The sequence below is a fragment of the Pseudomonas sp. HAR-UPW-AIA-41 genome (assembly GCF_002304225.1).
In the GTDB taxonomy this organism is placed as follows: Bacteria; Pseudomonadota; Gammaproteobacteria; order Pseudomonadales; family Pseudomonadaceae; genus Aquipseudomonas.
The window spans coordinates 266012-285751 of the sequence record NZ_NSLB01000002.1; the positions used below are offsets into that span (position 1 = coordinate 266012).

Sequence of the window (19740 nt, forward strand, 5' to 3'; positions counted from 1 at the left end):
AGCCCCTGACCTTTGTGGTCAGGGGCTTTTTCTTGCAGCGGCTTGGCGGCACAGCCGCCATCCGCATCAGGCCAGATCGAAACGATCCAGATTCATCACCTTGGTCCAGGCCGCCACGAAATCATTGACGAACTTCGCCTGCGCATCGCTGGCGGCATACACCTCGGCCAGAGCACGCAGCTGCGAGTTGGAGCCGAACACCAGATCGGTGACGGTCGCCGTCCACTTCAGCTGGCCACTGGCACGGTCCCGCCCTTCCAGCACACCGGCACTGGCCGAACGTTTCCACTGAGTGCCCATGTCGAGCAGATTGACGAAGAAGTCATTGCTCAGAGTTCCCGGCCGCTGGGTGAATACGCCATGGCCTGAGTGATCGAAGTTGGCACCCAGTGCACGCATGCCACCGATCAGCACGGTCATTTCCGGCGCGGTCAGGGTCAGCAACTGAGCCTTGTCGACCAGCAACTCGGCCGCCTTCTCCTCCAGCCCCGGCCGTACGTAATTTCGGAAACCATCGGCAGCCGGCTCCAGCACGGCAAAGGACTCGACATCGGTCTGCGCCTGACTGGCATCGGTGCGGCCCGGAGCAAAGGGCACCTTGACCTCGACACCGGCCTGTTTGGCCGCTGCCTCAACCGCTGCTGCACCGGCCAGCACAATCAGATCAGCCAGCGAGATTTTCTTGCCGCCGGTCGCTGCTGCATTGAAGTCTTTCTGGATCGACTCCAGCACCGCCAGCACCTTGGCCAGCTCAGCCGGCTGGTTCACCGCCCAGCCCTTCTGCGGCGCCAGGCGGATGCGCGCACCGTTGGCGCCGCCACGCTTGTCGCTGCCACGGAAGGTCGAGGCCGAGGCCCAGGCGGTAGTGACCAGTTGCGCGACCGAGAGGCCGGAAGCCAGCACCTTGGCCTTGAGCGCTGCCACATCCTGCTCATTCACCAGCGGGTGATCCACAGCCGGTACCGGGTCCTGCCAGATCAGCTCTTCCTTGGGCACCAGCTTGCCCAGATAACGGGCACGCGGGCCCATGTCACGGTGAGTCAGCTTGAACCAGGCACGGGCGAAGGCATCGGCAAACACCTGCGGGTCCTGATGGAAGCGCCGTGAAATCTTCTCGTACGCCGGATCCATGCGCAGCGACAGGTCGGCGGTGGTCATCATCGGCGGGTGTTTCTTCGACGGATCGTGAGCATCGGGAATCAGGTGCTCGGGCTTGCAGTTCTTCGGGGTCCACTGATGGGCACCGGCCGGGCTCTTGGTCAGCTCCCACTCGTAACCGAACAGCATGTCGAAGTAGCCGTTGTCCCAGGTGGTGGGATTAGGCTTCCAGGCACCCTCGATGCCGCTGGTAGTGGTGTGCACGCCCTTGCCACTGCCGAACTTATTGATCCAGCCCAGGCCCTGTTCTTCGATACCCGCGGCTTCCGGCTCCGGGCCGACCAGCGACGGATCGCCAGCGCCGTGGGCCTTGCCAAAGGTGTGACCGCCGGCGACCAGCGCCACGGTTTCCTCGTCGTTCATCGCCATGCGGGCAAAGGTTTCCCGCACATCACGGCCGGACGCTACCGGATCAGGGTTGCCGTCCGGGCCTTCGGGGTTCACATAGATCAGGCCCATCTGTACTGCCGCCAGCGGATTGTCGAGCTGGCGATCACCCTGATAACGGCTGTTGGGCTTGTCACTGGTGGCCAGCCACTCGCGCTCGGCACCCCAGTAGATATCCTCTTCCGGTTCCCAGATGTCGGCACGACCACCGGCAAAACCGAAGGTCTTGAAGCCCATGGACTCTAGGGCGACGTTACCGGCCAGAATGAACAGGTCGGCCCAGGAAATCTGGCGGCCGTATTTCTGCTTGATCGGCCACAACAGACGACGGGCTTTATCCAGGTTGCCATTGTCCGGCCAGCTGTTGAGCGGGGCAAAGCGCTGGTTGCCGGTGCCGGCACCGCCGCGGCCATCCTGAATCCGGTAGGTACCGGCGGCGTGCCAGGCCATGCGGATCATCAGACCACCGTAGTGCCCCCAGTCGGCCGGCCACCAGTCCTGGGAGTCGGTCATCAGCGCGGTGAGGTCCTTGACCAGGGCGTCGAGGTCCAGCTTCTTGAATTCCTCGGCGTAGTTGAACGCCTCGCCCATGGGGTCGGACTTGGCAGAATGCTGATGAAGAATGCTCAGCTTGAGCTGATTGGGCCACCAGTCGGCATTCGACGGGCCTCCGGCAATGGTGTGCTTGGCAGCACCGGCAGCGAACGGGCATTTGGCTTCGTTTGACATGGTCTTTCCTTCCTTTTGCTTGCGCCTAATTCGTGGACAGAGTGTTGACCCTGGCCCCCAAACCTCGCCAATAGGTTTTGGGAATGGCACTGATAGTAGTCAGGAACTAGACAGCGGAAGCCCCGTTAGTCAGCCGCTCTCAGATGGAGTGTTGCAAACGAATACAAAGTGCTCTCTTTGACCGAGCCTGCCCGGTGCAGGAAGGCTCTAGGCCTCCACTGCACTCCACTGTTTGCTCAGCCGCTTGTCCGACACTGCCATCCTGGTGCCCAGTTGCTGGGCGAACAGCGAAACGCGGTATTCCTCCAGCATCCAGCGATACAGCACCAGCTCGGCATCACGCTTGCCCTCCTGAGCATGCTTGGCGGCGCGGGCCTGGTATTGCTCCCAGGCGGCAGTGAGCTCGGCGGTCCACACGCGGTCACGCTGCAGCTGTGCGGCAATTTTATCGAAGCGCTGCTCGATGGCCTTGAGGTAGCGCGGCACTTCCCTGAGCCACTCGGCCGGGGTTTCACGCACAAAGCCCGCATAGACCAGATGGCTCAGTTGCAGCTTGATGTCATTCAGGGCCATGGCCTGGGCCAGGTCGATCTTGCCCTTAAAGCGCTTTTGCAGGCCGTGGGCCAGCTGCAGGATGCTCAGGGTCAGACGGGCGATACGCTCGGCATGCGCCGCCCAGTCACCGCGCTTGCGTTCGGCCAGAGCGGCCAGCGCCGCACCATCGCGCGGCAACTGCGGCTCACCCTCGAGAATGCAGGCATCCAGACTGGCCAGCAGAATATCTTCGACCAGCGCTTCGGGGCGGCCCAGCTCGCGGTACAGCAAGCCCAGCTCGGTCAGCCCCGGCAGCTTGCCACGCAGGTACTTGGCCGGCTCGGCCAGTTGCTGCAGGAGCAGTCGCTGCAGGGCACGACGATGCTGGTAGTCGGCTTCGGCCTGTGTGGCAAAGCGCCCTTCCTTGACCTCGCCCGCCTCCTCGACCAGCGCCGGGAACACCGTCATCGAGAGGCCGGCGATCTTCTGCTGGGTCTTCTCGGCGACCTGAGCAAAAGCCTTGGCCTCGACGGGCTTCTGTTCCTGCTTCTGCTGCGGAATGGCCAGCGCCGCCTGACTGGCCTCGGCGAAGCGCGCGCACTGCTCGGCCAGATCACGGCCTTCGCCGAGGAACTTGCCGCGCGCATCCACCACTTCAAGGTTCATGCGCAGATGCGCCTCCAGACCCGCCGCCGATTCGGCCCAGGCTTCCTCTGACACGCGGGCGCCGGTCATGCGGGTCAGTTCGCGGCCGAGCGATTCAGGCAGAGAACCCTCGCCAAAGGCGATCTTCGACAGGGCCGCGCCGACGAAATCCGGCACCGGCACGAAGTTCTTGCGGATAGCCTTGGGCAGACCGCGCACCAAAGCGATGGCCTTGGCCTCCAGCAGACCCGGCACCAGCCACTCCAGGCGCTCGGCCGGAAGCTGCGGCAGCAGGGGCGCCGGCACGCGCAGAGTCACACCATCGCGGGCATGGCCGGGCTCGAAGTGATAGGTGAGCGGCAGGCGCAACTCACCAATACGCAACTGGTCCGGGTACTGCGCGGCGGTAACCTCACTGGCCTCTCGGGCCAGTACATCCTCCTCGCGCATCAGCAGCAGCTGCGGGTCCTTGGCGCTGCCCTGCTTGTACCAGCTGTCGAAGCTGGCGGCCTGGCAGATATCGGCCGGCAGCCTGGCATCGTAGTAGGCGAACAGGGTTTCTTCGTCGGCGAGAATGTCGCGTCGGCGGGCCTTGGCCTCCAGCTCATCGAGCAGCTCCAGCAGCTCGCGGTTGGCCGTAAGGCATTTGGCGCGGCTGTTGATTTCACCCCCGACCAGCCCTTCGCGGATAAACAGCTCGCGCGCGGCCACCGGATCGACCGGCCCATAGTGCACCGGTCGGCGACCGACCACGATCAGACCATAGAGCGTCACCTGCTCGTAGGCCACCACCTGGCCGCGCTTCTTCTCCCAGTGCGGCTCGAAGTGGTTTTTCTTGATCAGATGGCCGGCCAGCGGCTCGATCCAGTCCGGCTCGATCTTGGCGACCATGCGGGCGAATAGCTTGGTGGTTTCCACCAGTTCGGCGGCCATCACCCAGGCCGGCTTCTTGCGGCCGATCACCGAAGAGGGATGAATCCAGAAACGCCGCTGACGCGCGCCGAGGTAATCGCCGTCCTCGGTCTTCTGGCCGATCTGACTGAGCAGGCCGGAGAGGATCGCCTTGTGCACCGCGGCATAGTTCTTGGCGCGCTGCACCGCTTCACTGGCCTCGGCCTGTTCACGGGCAATCACATTGACCTTGGTGTCGTTGGTCGGCTTGACCGGCTGGGGCGCCGGCTGGCGCTCACGCTTATCCGGAGCTTTCGCCGCCGCCAGCTGCAGCTCGCGGGCGATCAGCACCAGTTGGCGGTGCGCGTCGCGCCATTCGCGCAGGCGCATGTAATTGAGGAAGTTCTTCTTGCACCAGCTGCGCAGCGGATTGCTGCCCAGCTCCTGGCGCTTCTTCTCGAAGCCGCGCCACAGGTTGATCAGCGCGGCGAAGTCGGAATCCACATCCTTCCACTGGGCATGGGCCTGGTCGGCGGCCTGCTGGCGGTCCATCGGCCGCTCGCGCGGGTCCTGTACCGACAGCGCCGAGGCGACAATGAGTATCTCGTCCAGGCTGCCCAGCTTGGCCGCCTCAAGCACCATACGGCCCAGGCGCGGGTCGATGGGCAGGCGCGCCAGCTGCCGGCCCAGCGGTGTCAGCTGGCCCTCGCGGTTGACCGCCGAGAGTTCCTGCAACAGGGTGAAGCCATCGCTGATGGCCTTGCCATCCGGCGGCTCGATAAAGGGGAAGGCCTCGATGCTGCCCAGACGCAGGTGCAGCATCTGCAGAATCACGGCGGCCAGGTTGGTACGCAGTATTTCCGGATCAGTGAAGGCCGGACGGCCGAGGAAATCCTCCTCGCTGTACAGGCGCACGCAGATGCCCGGCTCGACCCGCCCGCAACGACCCTTGCGCTGGTTGGCGCTGGCCTGGGAGATGGCCTCGATGGGCAGGCGCTGAACCTTGGCACGGTAGCTGTAGCGGCTGATACGCGCCGTACCGGAGTCGATCACATAACGGATGCCCGGCACGGTCAGCGAGGTTTCCGCCACGTTGGTGGCCAGCACGATCTTGCGCCCGGCCATGGGTGCGAAGATTTTCTGCTGCTCGGCCGGAGTCAGCCGCGCATACAGCGGCAGTACCTCGGTCAGGCGCAGATTGGCCTTGCGCAGCACCTCGGCAGCCTCGCGGATCTCGCGCTCGCCGGGGAGGAAGATCAGCACATCGCCAGGGCGCTTGCCCTCGGCCTTCTCATGGGCGGCGATTTCGTCCAGCGCGGCGAGGATGCCCTGATCGACGGTCAGGTCATCCAGCAGGCTCTCGCCCTCCTCGTCCACCTCGGCCGCCAGCGGGCGGTACCAGGTCTCCACGGGATAGGTGCGGCCGGACACTTCCACAATCGGCGCATCGTTGAAGTGCTTGCTGAAGCGCTCCAGATCGATGGTGGCCGAGGTAATGATCACCTTGAGATCGGGGCGGCGCGGCAGCAGGGTCTTCAGGTAGCCGAGGAGGAAGTCGATGTTCAGCGAACGCTCATGGGCCTCGTCGACGATGATGGTGTCGTACTTTTCCAGGTAGCGGTCGTGCTGGGTTTCGGCCAGCAGGATACCGTCGGTCATCAGCTTGATCAGGCTGCTGTCCTTGCTCTGATCCTCGAAGCGCACCTGATAGCCGACCAGCTCACCCAGCGGTGTGCCGATCTCCTCGGCCACACGGGTCGCCACGCTGCGCGCCGCCAGACGGCGCGGCTGGGTGTGGCCGATCAGGCCGTGCACGCCACGACCGATCTCCAGACAGATCTTCGGCAACTGGGTGGTCTTGCCCGAGCCGGTTTCGCCGGCGATCACCAGCACCTGATGCTTTTCCAGCGCGGCCTTGATCTCGTCGCGCTTGGCGGCGATCGGCAGGGCATCGTCGTAACCCATGACCGGCACGCTGCGCCTGCGCGCCTCGACCTTGGCCACCGAGGCCTGGAAACGCTCCAGCCACTGCGTCAGTTTGCCTTCATCCCAGCCCGGCGTGCCGGCCGACTTGCGCAGGTCGTGAAGCTGACGACGCAGGCGGTGGCGATCGACCAGCAAGGCCTGGTCGAGGTTGTGGTGCAGTTGATCGAAGGCAGGCGTGGCGTTGGTCATCGGTGACAGCAGCAGTCTCGGGAAAGGCGGCGATTGTCGCAGATTTCCCTTCCCGCGACTGTTCCGCGGCGAGCTGTACCCGTGCAGAAAAGCAAAAGCCCCGCCGAGGCGGGGCTTTTGCTGAAGCAGGCGAGCTTACTTCTTGCCCAGCTTCTTGAGTTCCTCGTCACGCAGCTCGCGACGCAGGATCTTGCCGACGTTGGTGGTCGGCAGGCTCTCGCGGAACTCCACGGCACGGGGCATCTTGTAGCCGGTGACGTTGGCGCGCATGTGCTCCATCACCTGCTCCTTGGTCAGGCTCTCGCCCGGTTTGACCACCACGAACAGCTTGATCGCCTCGCCGGACTTCTCGTCCGGAATACCGATGGCGGCGCACTGCAGCACGCCCGGCAGGGTCGCCAGCACGTCTTCCAGCTCGTTCGGGTAAACGTTGAAACCGGAGACCAGAATCATGTCCTTCTTGCGGTCGACGATGCGCATGTAGCCGTCTTCCTGAATCACGGCGATGTCACCGGTCTTCAGCCAGCCCTCGGCGTCGAGGATCTCGTCGGTGGCTTCCTGACGCTGCCAGTAACCCTTCATCACCTGCGGGCCCTGTACGCACAGCTCGCCGATAGCGCCGATGCCCAGGTCCTTGCCTTCGTCGTCGACCACTTTGCAGGAGGTCGAAGGTACCGGAATACCGATGGTGCCGATCTGGTTGTTCTGGAACGGGTTTACCGACACCACCGGGCTGGTTTCGGTCATGCCGAAACCTTCACTGATGGCGCAGCCAGTGACTTCCTTCCAGCGCTCGGCAGTGGCCATTTGCAGGGCCATACCGCCGGAGAAGGTGGCTTTCAGCGAGGAGAAGTCCAGCTTGCGGAACTCCTCGTTGTTGCACAGCGCCACGAACAGGGTGTTCAGGCCGACAAAGCCGGTGAAGCGGTACTTGGCCAGATCCTTGATCATGGCCGGCAGGTCACGCGGGTTGCTGATCAGCACGTTGTGACCGCCAATCAGCATCATGGCCATGCAATGGAAGGTGAAGGCGTAGATGTGGTAGAGCGGCAGCGGCGCGATCAGCACCTCTTCGCCCTCGCTCATCTCGGAGCCCATCAGCGACTTGACCTGCAGCATGTTGGCGATCAGGTTGCGGTGGGTCAGCATGGCGCCCTTGGCCACGCCGGTGGTGCCGCCGGTGTACTGCAGCACGGCAATGTCACCGGAGGCCGGGTTGGCTTCCTTGACGGCCTGGCCCTTGCCCTTGGCCAGCGCGGCGTTGAGCTTGACGGCCTGCGGCAGATTGAACGCCGGCACCATCTTCTTCACGTGCTTGACCACGGTGTTGACCAAGAGACGCTTGAGCGGCGGCAGCATGTCGCCCACTTCGGTCACGACCACGTGCTTGATGCCGGTCTTGGGCAGCACTTCCTCGGCCAGGTGGGCCATGTTGGCCAGGCACACCAGCGCCTTGGCGCCGGAGTCATTGAACTGGTGTTCCATCTCCCGCGCGGTGTACAGCGGGTTGGTGTTGACTACGATAAGGCCGGCGCGCATGGCACCGAAAACCACCACCGGGTATTGCAGGATGTTCGGCATCTGCACGGCGATACGGTCACCCGGCTGCAGGCTGGTGTGCTGCTGCAGATACGCAGCGAAGGCGCCTGACAGTTCGTACACCTGTGCATAGGTAAGGGTTTTGCCCAGGCTGCTGAACGCCGGTTTGGCGGCAAAGCGTTGGCAGGACTCCTTCAGGACCGCGAGGATGTTCGGGTACTGATCGGGATTGATTTCGGCAGGAATGCCCGCAGGGTATTTGTCCTTCCAGAAATTAGCAGTCATGGAGGCCCACTCTCCTAAAGCAACAACTGATCTTCACCCCCCCCGAAGGGGTGGTTGTTTATTGTGTTCTGTGCGCTTTTCTGCCTGGCAGTTGGCAAAAAACCGGTCGAGCGTAGCAGCTTTGCCAGTGGCTAACCAGAGCCAAAACTGCCCTCACCAGTCTCAAAAGTGACCAGAAATGCCGCAACCAGTCATCTTTCAAGCAACAACCGTTCACCGAGAACCGGAAAAATCGCCATAAAAAACCCCGCGTAATGAAACCGCGGGGTTTCTGACCGATAAGGGATCAGGCGATATCGCGCAGCTCGCGCCGCAGGATCTTGCCGACCGGGGTCATGGGCAGGGCATCCTTGAGCACAATGTGCCGCGGGACCTTGTAACCGGTGAAGTTCTCCTTGCAGTAGGCCTTGAGCTCCTCGACCGTCACCGCCCCGCCTGCACGAGGCACCACGAACAGCTTCACCGCTTCCCCGGAACGCTCGTCCGGCACGCCGATGGCGGCACAGCTGGCCACCTGCGGGTGAGCCATGACCACATCCTCGATCTCGTTGGGATACACGTTGAAGCCGGAGACAATAATCATGTCCTTCTTGCGATCGACGATGCGCACAAAGCCATCCGGGTCAATCACCGCGATGTCACCGCTCTTGAACCAGCCCTCGGCATCCATCACCTCGGCGGTGGCTTCCGGACGCTGCCAGTAGCCTTTCATCACCTGCGGCCCCTTGATGCACAGCTCGCCACGCTCGCCGACCGGCAGTTCATGGCCGTCGTCATCGATCACCTTGAATGCCGTTCCCGGCACCGGAATGCCCACAGTGCCGAGACGGGCCAGCTTGCCGTAGCCGTTGGTGCTGGCCACCGGCGAGGTTTCGGTCAGACCGTAACCCTCCACCACCGGGCAGCCGGTCATGGCCTGCCAACGCTCGGCGGTTGCCTTGACCAGCGCCGTACCACCGGAGTTGGTGACCTTGAGATTGGAGAAGTCCAGATCCTTGAACTCGGGATGGTCCATCAACGCCACGAACAGGGTATTGAGCCCCAGCAGCGCAGAGAAGCGCCACTTTTTCAGCTCTTTGACAAATCCGGGAATATCCCGCGGATTGGTGATCAGGATGTTGTGGTTGCCGTTGACCATCATGCACATGCAGTTCGCGGTGAAGGCATAGATGTGGTAAAGCGGCAGCGGCGCGATCATGATCTCTTGCCCCTGTTTCATCAGCGGCTGGCCATTGTCGTCCAGCTGCGACAGACAGGCATCGACCTGCTGCATGTTGGCCACCAGATTGCCGTGGGTGAGCATGGCGCCCTTGGCTACCCCGGTGGTGCCGCCGGTGTACTGCAGCACGGCAATGTCGTCCAGGCTCAGTGACACAGGTTTGAGAGCGCACCCCCTGCCCTCGGCCAGCACGCTTTTGAACGACAGGGCCAGCGGGAGGTGATAGGCCGGCACCATCTTCTTGACCTTTTTCACCACGGTATTGACCAGCCAACCCTTGAGGCTTGGCAGCATGTCGCCCATGCGCGCCTCGATCAGGTAATCGATGCTGGTATCCGGCAGTACCTCCTGCACCAGGTGGCCAAACAGGTTGACGTAAACCAGCGCACGAACGCCGGCATCCTTGAACTGGTGCTTCATTTCCCGCGCGGTGTACAGCGGGTTGGTGTTGACCACGATAAGGCCGGCGCGCAATGCGCCGAACACGGCGATCGGGTATTGCAGGATATTGGGCATCTGCACGGCGATGCGCTCGCCGGGCTTGAGATCGGTATGGCGCTGCAGGTAGGCGGCAAAGGCGGCCGACAGGCGATCCAGCTCGGCGTAGGTGAGGGTCACGCCCATATTGCTGAACGCCGGGCGGTCAGCGAACTTCTTGCACGAGCGCTCGAACACTTCAACAACTGAAGCATAAGCGCTCGGGTCGATATCATTGGGCACGCCCGGCGGGCGCTTGTCGTTCCAGAAATCAGCCTGCATTTATTTTTATCCTCCGGCCTGAGTGTGTCTGGCCCGCTGCTTGCGGGATGGACCGACGTTATCAGCTCCGCCGGCCACGGCATATAGTGTGACCAGTGCTATTGACCCGCTGAATTGTTTACAACAATGTCAGGCCAACAGCCGCGCTTGGCTATAGTCGTTAAACAGACTCGGAAACTTTTCCATGCGACTTGGCCTGCTACTGATCTGCCTGCTTAGTTGCCTCGGACTTCAGGCCCGGGAGATCCGGCTGGCCAGCCTCGACTACCCGCCGTTCAGCAGCCCGAGACTGCAGGAAGGCGGCACGCTGGTGGCACTGAGCCGTGCCGCCCTTGAGCGGCACGGCCACAGCCTGATAGTCGACTACATGCCCTGGGCGCGTGTCGTACTGGCCATAAAACGCGGGGACTATGACGGCGCCCTGCCGCTCTGGCCCACGGACCTGGTCGGCTTGGACCTGCGTCCATCGCGCCCGCTGGCCTACAGCGAAATGGGCTTTTTCATACGCCGCGACAGTCCTCTGCTGGGGCTTCCCCTAGAGGACCTCAAAGGCCTGCGCGTCGGTATTGTCCGCGGCTATGCCTATCCCAAACGCCTGCTCTCTGGCGTGATACCCGAGGAAGCCGCCAGCGACATCAGCAACCTGCGCAAGCTGGCGGCCAAGCGCTTCGATCTCGTACTACTGGAACGTGAGGTCGGCCTGCATCTGCTGCATGAGGAGCCGCTCCTGGGCCAGCAACTGATCTGGCAGGGGCGCATGCATGAACGCATTCCATTGCTGGTCGGTCTGCGCCCGACCCGCAACGGCGAAGAGGATCTGATCGAACAGTTCGATGACGGCCTCAAACAGCTGCTGGAGAGCGGCGAGTACCTGCGCATTCTGCGCACATCGGTTCGCTGAGGCTTTGCGCGGCTAAGCCGCTTGTGCACAATGCCTGCACACTCCGGGCAAAAGGACCCGATATGCTGCACGATGCCTACTGGCTAAGCGCCACTGATGCCACCCCGCTCTTCGTCAATCACTGGGCACCCGAACAGGCGCCGCGGGCGGCGGTCATGCTGGCCCACGGCATGGCCGAACACAGCGGCCGCTATGCGCGCTTGGGAGAAGCGCTGGCCGCCATCGGCATCAGTCTCTACGCGCTCGATCTGCGCGGCCATGGCCGGACGGCCGAGCATGGAACCCTAGGTCACTATGCCGACAGCGACGGCTGGAGCAAGGTGGTTGGCGATCTGGCCACGCTCAACCATCACATCCGCCAGCAACTGCCACATGCGCCCATCGTGCTGCTTGCCCACAGCATGGGAACTTACATTGGCCAGGCCTATCTGATGCAGCACAGCTGCAGCCTGCAGGCAGCCATCCTTTCTGGCTCTAACTACCAACCGGAGGCGCTCTACCGCGCCGCCGAATGGATTGCCCGCGCTGAACGCTGGCGCCTGGGTCCGACGGGCCGTAGCAAGCTGCTCAATTTCCTGTCATTCGGCTCATTCAATAAAGCCTTCAAGCCCAACCGCAGTGAGTTCGACTGGCTTAGCCGCGACACGACGGAAGTGGATCGCTATATCAACGATCCGCTCTGTGGCTTTATCTGTACCACCCAGCTATGGATTGATCTGCTGGGTGGTCTGCAGCAAATCACCCCGACCGATAACCTGGCACAGATCGAAAACGACCTTCCTATCCTGGTGGTCGGTGGTGAACGTGACCCGGTCAGTCAGGGCAAGCGCCTACGCGATCTCGCTGAAGCACTTCGTCGAGCAGGCCTCACGGATGTTGAGCTGAAGATTTACGCCGACGGCCGCCATGAGCTGCTCAACGAAAGCAATCGCGACGAAGTGACCGCTTATTTGACCCACTGGCTGGAACAGGCGCTTACCCGCCCTCGCCAGTGCCCCCCCCCGCAACAGGAGCCCGCATGACTCAGGTCAGCAACATACCCTACGACGCCCTTGAAGTCGGCCAGAAGGCCAGCATCAGCAAGACCGTGGAAGAACGCGACGTGCAGCTGTTTGCTGCCGTCTCCGGTGACAACAACCCGGTACACCTGGATGCGGCGTTCGCCGCCGAAACCCTGTTCAAGGAGCGGATTGCACACGGCATGTTCAGCGGCGCACTGATCAGTGCCGCCATCGCCTGTGAACTGCCCGGCCCTGGCACCATTTACCTCGGCCAGCAACTCCGTTTCACCCGCCCGGTGAAACTCGGCGACACCCTAACCGTGGAACTGGAAGTACTGGAAAAACTGCCCAAGGGGCGCGTGCGCCTGGCCACCCGCGTGTTCAATCAGAACGCCGAGCAGGTTGTCGATGGCGAAGCCGAAGTGCTGGCCCCGCGCGCCGCGCAGACGGTGAGCATGCCGGCGATGCCTCAGGTCACCATCGCCTGACCGCAGCAGCCTATGAAAAAGCCGGCCTCAGTGGCCGCTTTTTCATATCAGGCAAAAAAAATGGGCGATTCAAATCGCCCAAAATGCCTTGCGTGCCTGTAAACCGGAAGAACTAGCCTTGCTTGCGCTTGTGCGAGTCCTTCCAGATGAAAACACCGACGCCTGCGCAGAACACCACACACAGACCAACGATCAGAATTCCGGAAAGTACGACTTCATCGAGAAACATGGGGAGCCTCCTGCAACTGTGGCGCCTTGAAAGGATGGCTCCACGTTACCAGCGCAGGAGTGAGGAAAATTGATCTGCATCAATAGCCGCAAACAGCGATAGCCCGTCGTGGATCAGGACTGACGCAGATCAAAAGAGCGAGCTTTCAGCGTTTCTTCGGCTTGTTCTTGGCCTTTTTTTTGACAACCGCGAGCGGCATGGCCTGTTCGAAGGCCTGACGCATCTCCTGCAGACGTTTCTCGTGCACGTCATGGATGCGCTTGCATCGCTCGGCAGAGAAGTCGATCAGCTTGTCTTCACTCATGGCGCGGCCCTACCAGGCGAAAGGTGAGATTGAGCCGTGGCGCGCAGGGCTTGCGCGTCTTGGCCACCTGATGCTGCCAATGATGCTGGGTTTGCCCGGCCATGACCAGCAGCGAGCCATGCCCCAGCATCAGGGAATGCTCGATGCGCGTCCCGCCCTTACGCCGCAGATCGAAACGCCGCTCGCCACCCAGGCTGAGCGAGGCGATCAGCGGATTGCGCCCCAGTTCGGCCTCGTCGTCACTGTGCCAGCCCATGGAATCCTGACCATCGCGATACAGGTTGAGCAGCACCGCATTCAGCGGCTGGCCCACCTGCGCCTCGACCTGACGACGAATCTCGGCAAGCAGCGGCGTCCAGGGCAGGGGCTGATGTTCAACACCGGAATAACGGTAACGCGCCTGCGCATCGCCATACCAGGCCACCTGACGCGGCGTCGCCAGCCAGCGGCCATGAATGAACAGTTGCGGCTGACTCCAGGGGGTTTCACGCAGCAACTGCGCCAGCCAGGCATCAGCCATCTCGGGCGACAACCACTGCGGCAACCAGTGCAGCTCGGCATCCGCCAGCTGCAGCGGCTCATCGGCAAACAGCATCACACCTCCACATCCACCCACAGCCCCTGGCGCGGCAGATCCTCCAGCCCTGGCGCGACCTCCTCGTCCTGATGCTCGGCCATTTCCTGCGGGGTGTGCCCCTTGCGCTGGCGCCGGCGCTGCTCCTCGCGCAGGCGCTCGGCAACCTCCTGCGGATGACGGCGGTCGAGGGTGATCGCCGCTTCGGCAGAAGCGCCCTGAGCGGGCGTCACCGGCGGGATCTCCGCGCGCGGCTTGACCGGATCCTGCTGCGCCGTGACCGGGGCCAGACTGTGAGGGATAGGCGGCAACATACTGATGCTCCTTTTATCAGGCTGTCGGCCTGAACCCAGGCGACTTGATGCGTGCTCGCTACACTGCATTGGAAAGGTGCTTTGCGGAATGGTTTCCTGCCAGCCCCGCCGGTTTTTCCGTCGCCCTGTGCACACTGTTCCGCTACCATAGCCGGCTTTTTTTGGCAGGCGTAACAATCACATGGCGGGAAGTCGCATGGCACAGCAGTATGAACCAGGACAACGTTGGATCAGTGACAGCGAGGCGGAACTCGGACTGGGCACCATCCTAACCGCCGACGGTCGCCTGCTCACCGTGCTCTACCCGGCCACCGGCGAAACCCGCCAGTACGCCCAGCGCAACGCCCCGCTGACCCGCGTGCGCTTCGCCCCCGGTGACGAGATCACCCACTTCGACAACTGGAAGATGACCGTGCAGAGCGTCGATGATGTCGACGGCCTGCTGATCTACCACGGCCTCAACGCGCAGAACGAGCTGTGCACCCTGCCGGAAACCCAGCTGTCCAACTTCATCCAGTTCCGCCTGGCCAGCGACCGCCTGTTCGCCGGGCAGATCGATCCGCTGAACTGGTTCGCCCTGCGCTACCACACCCTGGAGCACCGCTCGCGCCTGCTCCAGTCGAACCTCTGGGGACTGGGCGGCAGCCGTGCCCAACCGATTGCCCACCAGCTGCACATCGCCCGCGAAGTGGCCGACCGCATCGCCCCGCGCGTTCTGCTGGCCGACGAAGTGGGCCTGGGCAAAACCATCGAAGCCGGCCTGGTGATCCATCGCCAGCTGCTCTCGGGCCGCGCCAGCCGCGTGCTGATCCTGGTACCGGAAAACCTCCAGCACCAGTGGCTGGTGGAAATGCGCCGGCGCTTCAACCTGCAGGTGGCGCTGTTCGATGAAGAGCGTTTCATCGAGAGCGATGCCGACAACCCGTTCGAGGATACCCAGCTGGCGCTGGTTGCCCTGGAATGGCTGAAGGACGACAGCAAAGCCGCCGAGGCCGTGCTCGCTGCCGGCTGGGACCTGCTGGTGGTCGACGAAGCCCACCACCTGGTCTGGCACCCGGAAAGTGCCAGCGCCGAGTACCGGCTGGTCGAGCAACTGGCCCGGCGCAGCGCCGGCGTGCTGCTGCTGACAGCCACGCCGGAGCAGTTGGGGCTGGACAGTCACTTCGCCCGCCTGCGCCTGCTGGACCCGGATCGTTTCCACGATCTGGAAGCCTTCCGCGCCGAGAGCGCGCAGTACAAGCCGGTGGCCGAAGCGGTGCAGGAGCTGCTCGATCACGGCCAGCTCAGCAAAGAGGCGCGCGAGGCCATTCAGGGCTTCCTCGGCGCCGAGGGCGACAGCCTGCTGGCTGAAATCGCCAGCGGCGATGAAGAAGCACGCGCCCGCCTGGTGCGCGAACTGCTCGACCGTCACGGCACCGGCCGCGTGCTGTTTCGCAACACCCGCGCCGCAGTACAGGGGTTCCCCGAACGCAACCTGCACCCCTACCCGCTGCCCAATCCGGCCGAATACATGGAGCTGCCGCTGGGCGAGCACCCGGACCTCTACCCGGAAGTCAGCTTCCAGGCCCAGCAGGATGGCGAAGAAGAGCGCTGGTGGCGCTTCGACCCGCGCGTCGAATGGCTGATCGACACCCTGAAGATGCTGAAAAAGGTCAAGGTCCTGGTGATCTGCGCCCACGCCGAAACCGCGCTGGATCTGGAAGACGCCCTGCGCGTGCGCTCCGGCATTCCGGCCACGGTGTTCCATGAAGGCATGAGCATCCTTGAGCGCGACCGGGCGGCTGCCTACTTCGCCGACGAGGAATTCGGTGCCCAGGTGCTGATCTGTTCCGAGATCGGCAGTGAAGGCCGCAACTTCCAGTTCAGCCACCACCTGGTGCTGTTCGACCTGCCCGCCCACCCTGACCTGCTCGAGCAGCGCATCGGTCGTCTGGACCGCATTGGTCAGAAGCACACCATTCAGCTGCATGCGCCCTATCTGGAAGACAGCGCCCAGGCTCGCCTGTTCCAGTGGTACCACGAGGCGCTGAACGCCTTCCTTAATACCTGCCCGACCGGCAACGCCCTGCAGCATCAGTTCGGCCCGCGCCTGCTGCCCTTGCTGGAAGGTGGCGACGATGCCGCCTGGCAGGCACTGATCAACGACGCCAAAAATGAGCGCCTGCGCCTGGAAGGCGAGCTGCACAGCGGCCGCGACCGCCTACTGGAGCTGAACTCCGGGGGGGCCGGCGAGGGTGAAGCGCTGGTCGAGGCCATCCTCGAGCAGGACGACCAGTTCAGCCTGCCGATCTACATGGAAGAGCTGCTCGACGCCTTCGGCATCGACAGCGAAGACCATTCGGACAACGCCCTGATCCTCAAGCCCGGCGAGAAGATGCTGGATGCCGGCTTCCCATTAGGCGACGACGAAGGCGTGACCATCAGCTACGACCGCGACCTGGCGCTGGCCCGCGAAGACATGCAGTTCATCACCTGGGAACACCCCATGGTGCAGGGTGGCATGGACCTGGTGCTGTCCGGCTCGATGGGCAACACCGCCGTGGCGCTGATCAAGAACAAGGCACTCAAGCCCGGTACCGTGCTGCTCGAACTGCTGTTCGTCAGCGAGGCCGTGGCACCCAAGACCCTGCAGCTTGGCCGTTTCTTCCCGCCGGTGGCGCTGCGCTGCCTGCTCGACAGCAACGGCAATGATCTGGCCAGCAAGGTCGCCTTCGACACCCTCAACGATCAGCTGGAAAGCGTGCCGCGCGGCAGCGCCAACAAGTTCGTGCAGGCCCAGCGCGATGCCCTGAGCAAGCAGATTGGCGCCGCCGAGACCAAGATTGCGCCGCAGCATGCCGCCCGTGTTGCCGAAGCCAAGCGGCGCCTGGCTGCCGAACTGGATGAAGAACTGGCCCGCCTGACCGCCCTCAAAGCCGTCAATCCGACAGTGCGCGACAGCGAGATTGAGGCGACCCGGCGCCAGCGTGACGAAAGCCTGGCCTTCCTCGACAAAGCTGCCCTGCGCCTGGAAGCTATCCGCGTCCTGGTGGCGGGCTGAGCATGAACATGGCGCCTGGCTTCAGGTGCCAAAGCGGTTCACCCGATCAGTGCCCGCCAGGTATCGAGCCAGACCAGACCTGCGTCCGTTGATGCCTGTGGCCGGTACTCGGCCGCCAGCCAGCGCTCATAACCCGTCGCGCGCAAGGCGGCGATGGCCGCAGCAAAATCGAGCGTGCCACTACCGGGCTCATGCCGGCCCGGGCAGTCGGCAAACTGCACATGACCAATACGGCCGGCCAGCAGCGCGATGCCCGCAGGAATATCCAGCCCCTGCCGGGCCATGTGGTAAAGGTCGAACTGCGCGTGCAGATTGGGGTGATCCACCGCGCGTAACAGTTCATCGAGTTCCTGCGGGGTGCTGATCAGAAAACCCGGCATATCCAGCGGATTGATCGCCTCGCACAGCACACCGATGCCCAATACGGCAAAAGCCTCGGCAGCGCGGCGCAGGTTAGCCGCGAGACAGGTCAATGCCTGATGGCGCCCCACACCTTCGGCCAGCCGCCCCGGCAACACATTGACCCACTGCGGCCGGACCATGGCGGCATAGCTCAGGGCCTCCTGCAGGGCAGCATCGAACTCAGCCTGGCGCGCCGGCACTGCCGCCAGCCCCGGCCCACCAGACATCAGATCACCGGCCGGCACATTGATCAGCACCAGCGGCAGGCCGGCGCGCTCCAGCGCTTCCTTGAGCGCAATGGCCGGCACCTCATAGGGGAACTGGATTTCCACCCCGGCAAAACCTGCCACGGCAGCAGCCCGCACCCGCTCCAGAAGCGGCAGCTCGTTGAACAGCAGGGACAAATTGGCGGCGAGCTTCATGCTTTGTCCTCGAACAGCCCGATCAGGGTCGCCGGATCCTTGTGCAGCGCGCCCTGCTGGCCGTGCAGACGCATCAACTGCGCTGCCAGGCCGCTCATCGGCGTAGCCGATGCACTAGCCTGCGACAGCTTCACGGCTGTATCCAGATCCTTGAGCAGGGTTCGCACATGCCATTTGATCGGCTCAAAACGGCGCTCGGCCATTTGCGGCGCCAGAATCTGCAACGGCTTCGAATCGGCAAAGCCACCAGCCAGCGCCGGCGCCAGCAGCGTGGCATCCACGCCGCTACGCTCGGCCAGAGCCACCACCTCGGCAATCACCAGCGCATTGCAGGCGACGATCATCTGGTTGCAGACCTTGGTCACCTGCCCGGCACCCACTGCGCCCATATGGGTCAGGCGCTGGCCCAGGTGTTCGGCAATCGGACGCAGCCGCTGGATATCGTCGTGGTCACCACCGGCCATGATCGCCAGGGTGCCGGCTTCGGCTCCCGGGGTGCCACCGGAAACCGGCGCATCGACCCAGCGCATGCCGGTACGCGCCAGCAACTCGGCAGCCATCTCGCGGGTTGCCGCCGGATCGGAGCTGGAAAAATCCACCAGCAACTGGCCGGGGCGCGCGGTCTCGGCCAGCCCGCCAACGCCGAAGACAACCTCACGCACCGCGGCGGTATCTGCCAGGCACAGCAGCACAATCTCCGCCCGCTCACAGAGCTCGGCAGGCTGTTCGACACGCTGGGCACCCTGTTCCAGCAACGGCAGACACTTGTCAGCCGAGCGGTTCCACAGGGTCAGGGGAAAACCGGCCGCCAGCAGACGGCGGCACATCGGCAGGCCCATCAGGCCGATGCCGGCAAAAGCGAGGGAAGGAAGGGATTGAATCATGCTGGCACCCGTCATGCTGAACGGGTGCCAGTGTACCAGCGCGGCTGGCGCGAAGCGTCCGGCTTAGAGGCCGTCTTTTTCCAGGTGATCGAAGTTCACGCTTTCGCCCGGCTGCGCACCGAGCTTGTTGCGGATGTCATCGAACATGGCATCAAACTCGGCATGCCCACGCATGATCGGGCTCGCATTGGCCGGCAGACCGTGTTTGACCACCGCCTTGGCAATGAGGCTGGCGAAGTTGAAAGCCGTATCGCGGTGCATGTCGAACTCTTCGACAAAGGCCTTGCCATCAATCTCGCCGGCAACCTTGAAGTGCATCAGCGTGCCTTCGGTGGCATCGTGCCGGACCTCGTAGTTCACATCGATACTGAATTCGGGAACACCCGGCATCCCTGGCATATTCTTGCGATGCAGATGACCTGGCTCAAACATGGACTGGCACTCCTTTGTGGGTCTTTGTCAGCCATTGAGCTTCGCGGAAAAAACCCACTGCGTCCAGCCCGGAAAACAGCGCGGGATCAATGTAACCGGGGCTTTTCCTCACGTTCCTGAATCACCACCCAGGGCGCCACCACCACGGCCCACAGATCAGGGTCCCGCGCCAGCAGATCTTCAGCCAGAGCTGCCTCGACCTTGGCCAGCTGGCCATTGCTCAGCCAGGCCGAAACGCTGGTCTTGTCATCCGTGGCCAGAGCCTCCGCTACCGCTACCAGATCAGCCTTGGCATCAACCCAGAGCAAAGCGCCCCGGGCGAAGAAGGGTTGCAGCTCCTGCCAGGAGATTTTCGCGGTTTCCCCCAGCAGCTTGGCATAGAGGGTGCTAGTTTGTTCGGTCATGGGCAGTTTTCCTGGGCCGATCCG

16 protein-coding genes are annotated in these 19740 nt (G+C 63.2%); 4 read left to right on the forward strand and 12 right to left on the reverse strand.

Going from position 1 to position 19740, the window contains the following annotated elements:
* Positions 1-66 precede the first annotated feature (66 nt).
* The 4 genes from katG to fadD2 all read right to left on the reverse strand — a co-directional run bounded on the left by katG (position 67) and on the right by fadD2 (position 10321).
* Positions 67-2274 (reverse strand): catalase/peroxidase HPI, encoded by a 2208-nt coding sequence (katG, locus tag CK486_RS05510; protein ID WP_095939283.1) that lies wholly within the window; start codon positions 2272-2274, stop codon positions 67-69.
* A gap of 207 nt (positions 2275-2481) precedes the next feature.
* Positions 2482-6519: an ATP-dependent RNA helicase HrpA gene (hrpA, locus tag CK486_RS05515; protein ID WP_095939284.1), complete on the reverse strand. Its 4038-nt coding sequence runs from the start codon at positions 6517-6519 to the stop codon at positions 2482-2484.
* A gap of 135 nt (positions 6520-6654) precedes the next feature.
* The gene (fadD1, locus tag CK486_RS05520) at positions 6655-8343 is read right to left on the reverse strand and encodes a long-chain-fatty-acid--CoA ligase FadD1 (RefSeq protein ID WP_095939285.1); all 1689 of its coding nucleotides are present in this window, start codon (positions 8341-8343) and stop codon (positions 6655-6657) included.
* 286 nt (positions 8344-8629) lie between these two features.
* Positions 8630-10321, reverse strand: a complete 1692-nt coding sequence (gene fadD2, locus CK486_RS05525) for a long-chain-fatty-acid--CoA ligase FadD2 (protein WP_095939286.1) — start codon at positions 10319-10321, stop codon at positions 8630-8632.
* Between the two features lie 184 nt (positions 10322-10505).
* Here fadD2 and CK486_RS05530 point away from each other — a divergent pair, with 184 nt between their 5' ends.
* From CK486_RS05530 to CK486_RS05540, 3 genes are all read left to right on the forward strand, one after another.
* On the forward strand, positions 10506-11222 hold the full coding sequence (locus tag CK486_RS05530) for an ABC transporter substrate-binding protein (protein ID WP_095939287.1): 717 nt from the start codon (positions 10506-10508) through the stop codon (positions 11220-11222).
* A 62-nt stretch (positions 11223-11284) separates the two neighbouring features.
* The gene (locus tag CK486_RS05535; protein WP_095939288.1) at positions 11285-12244 is read left to right on the forward strand and encodes an alpha/beta hydrolase; all 960 of its coding nucleotides are present in this window, start codon (positions 11285-11287) and stop codon (positions 12242-12244) included.
* A complete protein-coding gene (locus CK486_RS05540; protein WP_095939289.1) occupies positions 12241-12711 on the forward strand; it encodes a MaoC family dehydratase in 471 nt (156 codons plus the stop codon). The genes CK486_RS05535 and CK486_RS05540 overlap by 4 nt, the downstream gene beginning before the upstream one ends.
* 112 nt (positions 12712-12823) lie before the next feature.
* Here CK486_RS05540 and ccoM read toward each other — a convergent pair whose 3' ends face one another.
* The 4 genes from ccoM to CK486_RS05555 all read right to left on the reverse strand — a co-directional run bounded on the left by ccoM (position 12824) and on the right by CK486_RS05555 (position 14132).
* A complete protein-coding gene (gene ccoM / locus CK486_RS18395; RefSeq protein WP_305885195.1) occupies positions 12824-12940 on the reverse strand; it encodes a cytochrome c oxidase subunit CcoM in 117 nt (38 codons plus the stop codon).
* A 145-nt stretch (positions 12941-13085) separates the two neighbouring features.
* The gene (locus CK486_RS18050; RefSeq protein ID WP_095939290.1) at positions 13086-13244 is read right to left on the reverse strand and encodes a hypothetical protein; all 159 of its coding nucleotides are present in this window, start codon (positions 13242-13244) and stop codon (positions 13086-13088) included.
* Complete coding sequence (locus tag CK486_RS05550; RefSeq protein ID WP_095939291.1) at positions 13237-13839, reverse strand: alpha-ketoglutarate-dependent dioxygenase AlkB; 603 nt, start codon at positions 13837-13839, stop codon at positions 13237-13239. Before CK486_RS05550 ends, CK486_RS18050 begins: the two co-directional genes overlap by 8 nt.
* Complete coding sequence (locus CK486_RS05555; RefSeq protein ID WP_095939292.1) at positions 13839-14132, reverse strand: aspartate-semialdehyde dehydrogenase; 294 nt, start codon at positions 14130-14132, stop codon at positions 13839-13841. Before CK486_RS05555 ends, CK486_RS05550 begins: the two co-directional genes overlap by 1 nt.
* A gap of 196 nt (positions 14133-14328) precedes the next feature.
* Here CK486_RS05555 and rapA point away from each other — a divergent pair, with 196 nt between their 5' ends.
* Complete coding sequence (gene rapA / locus CK486_RS05560; protein WP_095939293.1) at positions 14329-17172, forward strand: RNA polymerase-associated protein RapA; 2844 nt, start codon at positions 14329-14331, stop codon at positions 17170-17172.
* A gap of 38 nt (positions 17173-17210) precedes the next feature.
* Here the strand turns inward: rapA and CK486_RS05565 are convergent, their stop codons facing one another.
* The 4 genes from CK486_RS05565 to CK486_RS05580 form a co-directional block, all read right to left on the reverse strand.
* On the reverse strand, positions 17211-17996 hold the full coding sequence (locus CK486_RS05565; RefSeq protein ID WP_095939294.1) for a hydroxypyruvate isomerase family protein: 786 nt from the start codon (positions 17994-17996) through the stop codon (positions 17211-17213).
* Positions 17993-18880, reverse strand: a complete 888-nt coding sequence (locus CK486_RS05570; protein WP_095939613.1) for an NAD(P)-dependent oxidoreductase — start codon at positions 18878-18880, stop codon at positions 17993-17995. Before CK486_RS05570 ends, CK486_RS05565 begins: the two co-directional genes overlap by 4 nt.
* 63 nt (positions 18881-18943) lie before the next feature.
* Complete coding sequence (locus CK486_RS05575; protein WP_095939295.1) at positions 18944-19312, reverse strand: DUF5064 family protein; 369 nt, start codon at positions 19310-19312, stop codon at positions 18944-18946.
* 86 nt (positions 19313-19398) lie between these two features.
* Positions 19399-19716, reverse strand: a complete 318-nt coding sequence (locus CK486_RS05580) for a DUF2288 domain-containing protein (RefSeq protein WP_095939296.1) — start codon at positions 19714-19716, stop codon at positions 19399-19401.
* Between the last annotated feature and the right edge of the window lie 24 nt (positions 19717-19740).

What these genes read in the sequence shown, in the direction of transcription:
- CK486_RS05570 (WP_095939613.1), bottom strand. Translation starts at nt 18,880, where the DNA reads ATGATTCAATCCCTTCCTTCCCTCGCTTTTGCCGGCATCGGCCTGATG.
- rapA (WP_095939293.1), top strand. Translation starts at nt 14,329, where the DNA reads ATGGCACAGCAGTATGAACCAGGACAACGTTGGATCAGTGACAGCGAG.
- CK486_RS18050 (WP_095939290.1), bottom strand. Translation starts at nt 13,244, where the DNA reads ATGAGTGAAGACAAGCTGATCGACTTCTCTGCCGAGCGATGCAAGCGC.
- CK486_RS05530 (WP_095939287.1), top strand. Translation starts at nt 10,506, where the DNA reads ATGCGACTTGGCCTGCTACTGATCTGCCTGCTTAGTTGCCTCGGACTT.
- fadD1 (WP_095939285.1), bottom strand. Translation starts at nt 8,343, where the DNA reads ATGACTGCTAATTTCTGGAAGGACAAATACCCTGCGGGCATTCCTGCC.
- CK486_RS05540 (WP_095939289.1), top strand. Translation starts at nt 12,241, where the DNA reads ATGACTCAGGTCAGCAACATACCCTACGACGCCCTTGAAGTCGGCCAG.
- katG (WP_095939283.1), bottom strand. Translation starts at nt 2,274, where the DNA reads ATGTCAAACGAAGCCAAATGCCCGTTCGCTGCCGGTGCTGCCAAGCAC.
- CK486_RS05535 (WP_095939288.1), top strand. Translation starts at nt 11,285, where the DNA reads ATGCTGCACGATGCCTACTGGCTAAGCGCCACTGATGCCACCCCGCTC.
- fadD2 (WP_095939286.1), bottom strand. Translation starts at nt 10,321, where the DNA reads ATGCAGGCTGATTTCTGGAACGACAAGCGCCCGCCGGGCGTGCCCAAT.
- CK486_RS05575 (WP_095939295.1), bottom strand. Translation starts at nt 19,312, where the DNA reads ATGTTTGAGCCAGGTCATCTGCATCGCAAGAATATGCCAGGGATGCCG.
- CK486_RS05565 (WP_095939294.1), bottom strand. Translation starts at nt 17,996, where the DNA reads ATGAAGCTCGCCGCCAATTTGTCCCTGCTGTTCAACGAGCTGCCGCTT.
- CK486_RS05555 (WP_095939292.1), bottom strand. Translation starts at nt 14,132, where the DNA reads ATGTTGCCGCCTATCCCTCACAGTCTGGCCCCGGTCACGGCGCAGCAG.
- ccoM (WP_305885195.1), bottom strand. Translation starts at nt 12,940, where the DNA reads ATGTTTCTCGATGAAGTCGTACTTTCCGGAATTCTGATCGTTGGTCTG.
- CK486_RS05550 (WP_095939291.1), bottom strand. Translation starts at nt 13,839, where the DNA reads ATGCTGTTTGCCGATGAGCCGCTGCAGCTGGCGGATGCCGAGCTGCAC.
- hrpA (WP_095939284.1), bottom strand. Translation starts at nt 6,519, where the DNA reads ATGACCAACGCCACGCCTGCCTTCGATCAACTGCACCACAACCTCGAC.
- CK486_RS05580 (WP_095939296.1), bottom strand. Translation starts at nt 19,716, where the DNA reads ATGACCGAACAAACTAGCACCCTCTATGCCAAGCTGCTGGGGGAAACC.